7 protein-coding genes are annotated in these 7,093 nt (G+C 60.8%); all 7 read right to left on the bottom strand.

Annotation, left to right across the window (positions count from 1 at the left end):
* Nucleotides 1–206: 206 nt before the first annotated feature.
* On the bottom strand, nucleotides 207–1,124 hold the full coding sequence (locus DBR18_RS19990; RefSeq protein ID WP_108591604.1) for a LysR family transcriptional regulator: 918 nt from the start codon (nucleotides 1,122–1,124) through the stop codon (nucleotides 207–209).
* A 196-nt stretch (nucleotides 1,125–1,320) separates the two neighbouring features.
* Complete coding sequence (locus tag DBR18_RS19995; RefSeq protein WP_108591605.1) at nucleotides 1,321–2,187, bottom strand: ABC transporter permease; 867 nt, start codon at nucleotides 2,185–2,187, stop codon at nucleotides 1,321–1,323.
* 20 nt (nucleotides 2,188–2,207) lie between these two features.
* On the bottom strand, nucleotides 2,208–3,068 hold the full coding sequence (locus DBR18_RS20000) for an ABC transporter ATP-binding protein (RefSeq protein ID WP_108591606.1): 861 nt from the start codon (nucleotides 3,066–3,068) through the stop codon (nucleotides 2,208–2,210).
* Nucleotides 3,069–3,073: 5 nt separating this feature from the next.
* Nucleotides 3,074–4,099 (bottom strand): ABC transporter substrate-binding protein, encoded by a 1,026-nt coding sequence (locus DBR18_RS20005; RefSeq protein WP_108591607.1) that lies wholly within the window; start codon nucleotides 4,097–4,099, stop codon nucleotides 3,074–3,076.
* An 18-nt stretch (nucleotides 4,100–4,117) separates the two neighbouring features.
* Nucleotides 4,118–5,014, bottom strand: coding sequence for a TauD/TfdA family dioxygenase (locus tag DBR18_RS20010; RefSeq protein WP_108591608.1), 897 nt, complete (start codon nucleotides 5,012–5,014; stop codon nucleotides 4,118–4,120).
* Between the two features lie 401 nt (nucleotides 5,015–5,415).
* The gene (locus DBR18_RS20015) at nucleotides 5,416–6,783 is read right to left on the bottom strand and encodes an HlyD family type I secretion periplasmic adaptor subunit (protein WP_007961500.1); all 1,368 of its coding nucleotides are present in this window, start codon (nucleotides 6,781–6,783) and stop codon (nucleotides 5,416–5,418) included.
* On the bottom strand, nucleotides 6,773–7,093 hold a 321-nt coding region (locus tag DBR18_RS29525; RefSeq protein ID WP_256588807.1), incomplete at its 5' end, for an ATP-binding cassette domain-containing protein. The genes DBR18_RS29525 and DBR18_RS20015, both read right to left, overlap by 11 nt.

The raw sequence follows: 7,093 nt of genomic DNA on the forward strand, positions 1-7,093 counted from the left end.
ACGGTCAGGGATGTCATGAATGCACGCTCCGGAGGGAAAAATACCGGAGCATCTTAGTCGGGCTTAGTGCTGACGAAAATTGACTTATTGGCAGGTTATAAGTGCGTCAGACACAACTGTTTAAAGCAAAAGATCGCAGCCTTCGGCAGCTCCTACAGATTGCGTTCCCGTGTAGGAGCTGCCGAAGGCTGCGATCTTTTGGCCCTTCAGGGCTGCGCGGCCAGCCACGTCTCATCGCAACAGGCCTTCAGCGTTTCGCGCAGCCAGCGGTGCGCCGGGTCCTTGTCGAAGCGCGGGTGCCAGGCCTGGGTCAGCATCAGCGTCGGCAACGGGATCGGCAGATTGAACGAGCGCAGCTTCAGGCCCAGCCGCCGCACACTGAGCAACGCTTCCTTGGGCACCGGCAGGATCAGGTCGGAATCGGGCAAGGCAAACATCGCCGCGTGGAAGCTTGGCGCAATCACCGCCACCCGCCGCTCCAGGCCCAAGGCATTCAACGCGGTATCAATCGGGCCGCGAGCAATGCCACGGCGCGACATGCTGATGTGCGAGTAACCGGCATAGCGCTCGGCAGTGATTTCGCCGTCGAGCAGTGGATGATCCTCACGCACCAGGCCGACGAAATGCGTGGAAAACAGGTTCTGCACTTTGACTTCCGGAGTCACCGGACGGGTGTTGCTGACACTCAGATCAATCCGCCCTTCGCGCAACGCCTCATCGTCGCCATCGCCCTCGGGGACGAAGCGCAATTCGCAATGCGGCGCCTGCTGGTCAAGGGTGTCGAACAGCTTGCCGCCGTACACACCGATGAAAAAGTCATTGGCGCGGATGCTGAAACGCCGCCGCAAAGTGCCCAGTTCCACGCTGTCGGCGGAGCGAAACAGCAGCGCCGCCTGCTCGACCACCTCGCGCACCTGCTCGCGCAATTCGAGGGCTTTGGGGGTCGGCACCAGGCCACGGCCAGCGCGCACCAGGATCGGGTCGCCAATGGCTTCGCGAATGCGCGTCAGGGTGCGGCTCATGGCGGCGGGGCTGAGGTTCATGCGCCGTGCGGCGCCGACCACGCTGCCTTCGTCGAGCAGGGCATCGAGGGCGACCAGGAGGTTCATGTCCGGGAGTTGCATGCAGAGCACTCGTGGCTGATCTGGATTGATCCGGGTGCAATGCTAGCAAACATCCCTCAACTTCGCGGCGGCTGTAAGGACGCCATCGCTGGCAAGCCAGCTCCCACAGGATTTTCAGCAGTCACAGAATGAGTGGACGCCACAATTCCTGTGGGAGCTGGCTTGCCAGCGATGGGGCCAGCTCAGTCAATACACATCAGCGCTGCATGCCCCAACGTTTCACTGTCACCCGCTCCAGCGTATCGAACACCAGATTCTCCACCAGCAACCCGATCAGGATCACCACCGCCAACCCGGCAAACACCTTGTCGGTGTACAGCTCATTGCGATTCTGAAAAATGTACCAGCCCAACCCTCCCTTGCCACTGGTCGCACCGAACACCAGTTCGGCGGCGATCAAGGTGCGCCAGGCAAACGCCCAGCCGATTTTCAGCCCGGCGAGTATCGACGGCAGCGCCGCCGGGATCAGGATGAACAACACAAAACGCATGCCCTTCAGCCCATAGTTGCGCCCGGCCATGCGCAGGGTTTCCGAGACCCCGAGAAAACCTGCATAAGTGTTCAACGCCAGCGCCCACAACACCGAATGTACCAGCACGAAGATCAGGCTGTTCTGCCCCAGGCCGAACCAGAGCAAGGCCAGTGGCAGCAAGGCAATTGCCGGCAACGGGTTGAACATCGAAGTCAGGGTGCTCAGCAGATCGCGACCAAACTGGGTCGAGACCGCCAGCGTGGTCAGGGCAAACGCCAGCACGATACCGATCAGGTAACCCTTGATCAGCACCACCAGCGATATCCACACCTTGCCCAGCAGCTCACCGCTGAGCAGGCCGTCGTACAGCGCATGACCGGTCTGCAGGAAACTCGGCAGCAGCAAGTCGTTGTTCTGCACCCGGGCGATCACTTCCCAGAGAATCGCCAGCAGAACCAGGATCACACTCTTACGCAACCAGCCCTGTTGCCACAGGCGTTGGCCTAAAGGCAATTCGCGCTCCAGCGGCACGCTGGTCAGTGGTTCAAGGACGGTTTCAAACTCGTGTCGTACGGACGATGGTTGGCTCATCGGGCAATCCTCCAGAACGCTCAATAAGCGATACGAATGTCGTTGAAGTCATGGTCGCGCTCGGTTTCCGGTGACTGGCCTTCATCGAACAGCAAACGGTGAATGCGCCGCGCCGACTCCTGAAACGCCACGCCGCCGAGGCTTTGCAGATCGTATTGATGGCTGTGCACTTCGGCGCGTACCCGCCCCGGATGTGGCGACAGCAGCAGGATGCGATTGCCGACCACCAGCGCCTCTTCAATCGAGTGGGTGACAAACAGCAAGGTGAAGCGCACTTCTTCCCAGAGCAGCAGCAATTCTTCCTGCATCTTGCGCCGGGTCAGGGCGTCCAGCGCGGCGAACGGCTCGTCCATCAGAAGAATTTTCGGCTGCATCGCCAGTGCCCGGGCAATCGCCACCCGCGCCTTCATGCCGCCGGACAAGGTGTGTGGATAAGCGTCGGCGAACGCCGCCAGACCGACTTTTTCCAGATAGTGCAGCGCACGTTCTTCGGCGTCTTTTTTCTTCAGCGTGCGCGAGGCCAGCAGCGGAAACATCACGTTCTGTTTCACGGTTTTCCACGGCGGCAGTTGATCGAACTCCTGGAACACCACGATCCGGTCCGGCCCCGGCCCCTCGACCCGCTGCCCTTGCAGGCGAATCTCACCTTCACTCGGTGCAATGAAACCAGCGGCCGCCTTGAGCAAAGTCGACTTGCCGCAGCCGGACGGGCCGAGCAGCACGAAGCGGTCCGCCGGATCGATTTCGAAACTGACCTGATGCGTGGCCCGCACCACCCGTTGCGGGGTGCGGTATTCGAGGCTGACGTTATCCACTGCCAGCAGCGCTTGTGTACTGGCGACCGGGTTGCTGGCCGCGTGGCCTTGCAAAGGGGCGTTCATCTCGATCAGCTCCCCTGCAGCGGTTTGGCGTCCTGGAAGAAGTAGTCCTTCCACGATTCCGGTTTGTTCTTGATCGCGCCGACGCGGTAGAGGAATTCGGCCAGCGGATAGGTGTTTTTCGGCGTGACGCTGAACTCGAATTGCGGGTTGTCGATGATTTTCAGCAACTCGGCGCGGTCTATCCTGGCCTTGGTCACGCGGATGTAGGTGTCCGCCGCCGCGCCCTTATCGTTCTGGGCAAATTGTGCGGCTTCGGTCAGCGCTTCGACGAAGGCTTTGTAGGTTTTCGGGTTCTCGTTGCGGAATTTCTCGGTGGCGAACAGCACGGTTGGCGAATTCGGGCCGAGGATGTCGTAGGAGTTGAGCACCACGTGCACGTTCGGGTTCTGCAGCGCCTGATCCTGGAATGGCGGGTTGGAGAAGTGCCCGGTCAGCTCGGTGCCGCCGGCGATCAACGCAGCGGTCGCATCAGGGTGCGGTACAGCGATGGTGTACTTGTCGAGGCGATTGAATTCCTTGTCACCCCATTGTTTGGCTGCGGCGTATTGCAGGAAGCGCGACTGCACCGACACGCCCACCGCCGGCACCGCAATGCGGTCCTTCTCGGTGAAATCGGCAATGGTTTTGACCTTGGGATTATTGCTCACCAGGTAGTACGGAAAGTTGCCGAGCGAGGCGACGGCCTTGACGTTCTGCTTGCCGTGGGTGCGATCCCAGATGGTCAGCAACGGACCGACGCCGGCGCCGGCAATGTCGATGGAACCGGACAACAGCGCATCGTTGACCGCCGCGCCGCCCGAGAGCTGCGTCCAGTCGACCTTGATGTCGAGGCCTTCCTGCTTGCCGTACTTCTCGATCAGGCCCTGATCGCGCACCACGTTGAGCAATAAATAGACAATCCCGAACTGTTCGGCGATGCGGATTTCACCTTCGGCATGGGCCACGGTCGGCGCCACCAGGCTGCCGGCTATCAGGCTGAAACCCAGGCCAATGGCCGCCGCCAGCGGTGCAAATGGAAGACGTTTGGACATGATCGAATCTCCGGCAAATCAGAAAGGCGCGTCGCCCTGAATGGTCGTGCGATACAGCTTGCGGCGCAGGTGCGCAGGGCAGCCGGCGGCAAGGTGGATCAGCGAACGGTTGTCCCAGAACACCATGTCGTGGGGCTGCCACTGATGGCGGTAGATGTTTTGCGGCAACACGCTGTGGGCGTAGAGCTCGGCCAGCAGTTGTTTGCTCTCATCCTCCGGCAGGCCGACGATGCGGGTGGTGAAGCCTTCGCTGACGAACAACGCCTTGCGGCCGTTTTCCGGGTGAGTGCGGACGATCGGATGCACCACTTCGGCGACCTGCGCCAGTTGTTCCGGGGTCAGGGTCGGGCGCCAGTTGCCTTCGAATTTGGTTTCGCTGTAACGCGCGGTGTAGGAATGCGCGGCCGATCGTCCTTCCACGGCTTTGCGCAGCGCGTCGGGCAGGTTGTCCCAGGCTTTGTGCATGTCGGCAAACAGGGTGTCACCGCCCTCGGACGGCAACTCCTGGGCATGCAGCATCGAGCCGAGACTCGGCAGCTCCTTATAGGAAAGATCCGAATGCCAGAACTTGCCGGCATCGCCGAGGCCGATGTTCTGGCCATTCTCGACGATGTTGGAAACGATGAGGATTTCCGGGTGATTGGCCAGTAGGAACTGCTTGAGCACGTGGATCTGCAACACACCAAAACGGCGGCTGAAATCGATTTGCTGTTGCGGGGTGATGCGCTGGTCGCGAAAGACCACGACGTGGTGATCCAGGTGGGCGCGGTGGATGCGGGCGAAGTCCTGGTCGTTGACCGGTCGGGTCAGGTCCAGGCCGATGATTTCGGCACCGACGGCACCGCTGAACGGGCGGATTTCAAAGGCTTGCGGCGCGGCAGTCGCGGCGCTTGGGGTGGCAGTAGCTGCGGACATCTTTCAATCTCCCACGCACGGCGCGCTCACGGGCGCGCACGTCGATCAGACACTCACGCTGGATTGCGTGTCGGTTCAGGTCGTGCGGCGCGCCGATTGGTCGGCAGGTACGCAGGGGGATGACTTTAAAGCTATAAGAAGAGGAAATTAAATACCGTTAATGAATAACGATATGGCGGATGGTGAGGAATGGACTGGCTGGTGAGTGACCATTTGTGTCACTAAGTGGCGATTTAATGATGTCCATGTAGGAGCTGCGGCACGCTGCGATCTTTTGATCTTGTTTTTAAAATCAGAATCAAAAGATCGCAGCGTGCCGCAGCTCCTACAGGTTCATGGCTGGAACATAAGCCTGTGGGAGCGGGCTTGCTCGCGAAGAGGCCATCCGCCGCGCTGCAAATCTAACGTTCGTGCAGTGCCTCGGCCCGCGCCCGGATGATCGGTTTGAGCAGATAACTCAACACCGATTTCTTGCCGGTGATGATATCCACCGACGCGACCATCCCCGGAATGATCAGCAATGGCTTGTCATCGGTGCCCAGGTGGCTGCGCTCGGTGCGTACCTTGATGATGTAGTAGGTGGTTTTCTTGTCTTCGTCGGTGATGGTGTCGGCACCGATCTGCTCCAGCTTGGCTTTGAGCCCGCCGTAAATGGTGTAGTCGTACGCGGTGAATTTGACGATCGCCTCCTGCCCCGGGTGCAGGAAGGCAATGTCCTGCGGACGGATCTTGGCTTCGACCAGCAAGGTGTCGTCCAGCGGCACGATTTCCACCATGTCGCTGCCCGGCTGGATAACGCCGCCGATGGTGTTGACCAGCAACTTGTTGACGATGCCGCGTACCGGCGAGGTGACCAGCGTCCGGCTGACTCGGTCTTCCAGCGCCTTGCCGGTAGCCTGGGCCTTGTTCAGGTCGGTGCGGGCTTCGTTGAGCTGGGTCAGCGCCTCACTGCGGAATTTGCCGCGCGTCTCGTCAATCTTGCGCTGGACTTCCTTGATGGCCGATTCGGCGCGCGGGATCGCCAGCGTGGTCGCATCCAGTTGCCCACGGGTTTCCACCTCGGCACGCTTGAGTCGCAGCACTTCCACCGGCGACACCGCGCCCTGCGCCACCAGCGGCTCGGACATGTTGATTTCCTGGCGCTGCAATCCCAGTTGCTGGCGATACTGCGCCTGCTTGGAGCTGAACTCGCGCAGCTCTTGCTGCCGCTGGATCAACTGCTCCTGCAAACCACCGATCTCATCGTGCAGTTGCTGACGGCGGCTGATGTACAACGATTCTTCGCTTTTCGCCTGACCCGGAACGGCTTTGAGCACATCCTCGGGGAAATTCAGCGGACGGTCATCAACCTCGGCGCTCAGGCGTTCGACGCGTAACAGCATCGACAGCCGATCAGCCTCGGTTTCGCCAACGTTGGAGGCAAAACGCGTGTCGTCCAGACGAATCAGCGGTGCGCCGGCCTCGACGATCTGACCTTCCTTGACGAACATTTCCGAGACGATCCCGCCCTCCAGGTTCTGGATTTTCTGGATCTTCGACGACGGAATCGCCTTGCCGTCGCCCTTGGTCACTTCGTCGATCACGGCGAAGTTGGCCCACAGCAGCAGGAACAGGAAGAAGCCGATGATTGCCCAGATGGTCAGGCGCACGACGCGCGGGGCGTCCTCGATCAGCGCCTTGTTGACCTCCGGCAGCGGCTGGCCCTGCAGCGAGGCAGAACCCTTGAAGTAGCGACGGATCGACTCTTTGACACCCGACTTAAGCAACACTGATCTGCCCCTTCTTCAACGCTTCCATCACGGCGGCTTTCGGGCCATCGGCGAGAATCTGTCCACGGTCGACCACCAGCAGCCGGTCGACCAGCGACAGCAGCGAGGCCCGGTGCGTCACCAGCACCACGGTCTTGTTTTCAACCACGGCGGCCAGACGTTGCTTGAGGCGTTCTTCGCCGGTGTTGTCCATGGCGCTGGTCGGTTCGTCGAGCAGCAGGATCGGCGGGTTGAGCAGCAGTGCCCGCGCCAGTGCAACGTTCTGCCGTTGGCCGCCGGACAGGTTCTGCCCGCGCTCGCCGACTTGCAG

The organism is Pseudomonas sp. HMWF021 (genome assembly GCF_003061005.1).
Taxonomy (GTDB): Bacteria; Pseudomonadota; Gammaproteobacteria; order Pseudomonadales; family Pseudomonadaceae; genus Aquipseudomonas.

What these genes read in the sequence shown, in the direction of transcription:
- DBR18_RS20000 (WP_108591606.1), bottom strand. Translation starts at nt 3,068, where the DNA reads ATGAACGCCCCTTTGCAAGGCCACGCGGCCAGCAACCCGGTCGCCAGT.
- DBR18_RS20005 (WP_108591607.1), bottom strand. Translation starts at nt 4,099, where the DNA reads ATGTCCAAACGTCTTCCATTTGCACCGCTGGCGGCGGCCATTGGCCTG.
- DBR18_RS19995 (WP_108591605.1), bottom strand. Translation starts at nt 2,187, where the DNA reads ATGAGCCAACCATCGTCCGTACGACACGAGTTTGAAACCGTCCTTGAA.
- DBR18_RS20010 (WP_108591608.1), bottom strand. Translation starts at nt 5,014, where the DNA reads ATGTCCGCAGCTACTGCCACCCCAAGCGCCGCGACTGCCGCGCCGCAA.
- DBR18_RS19990 (WP_108591604.1), bottom strand. Translation starts at nt 1,124, where the DNA reads ATGCAACTCCCGGACATGAACCTCCTGGTCGCCCTCGATGCCCTGCTC.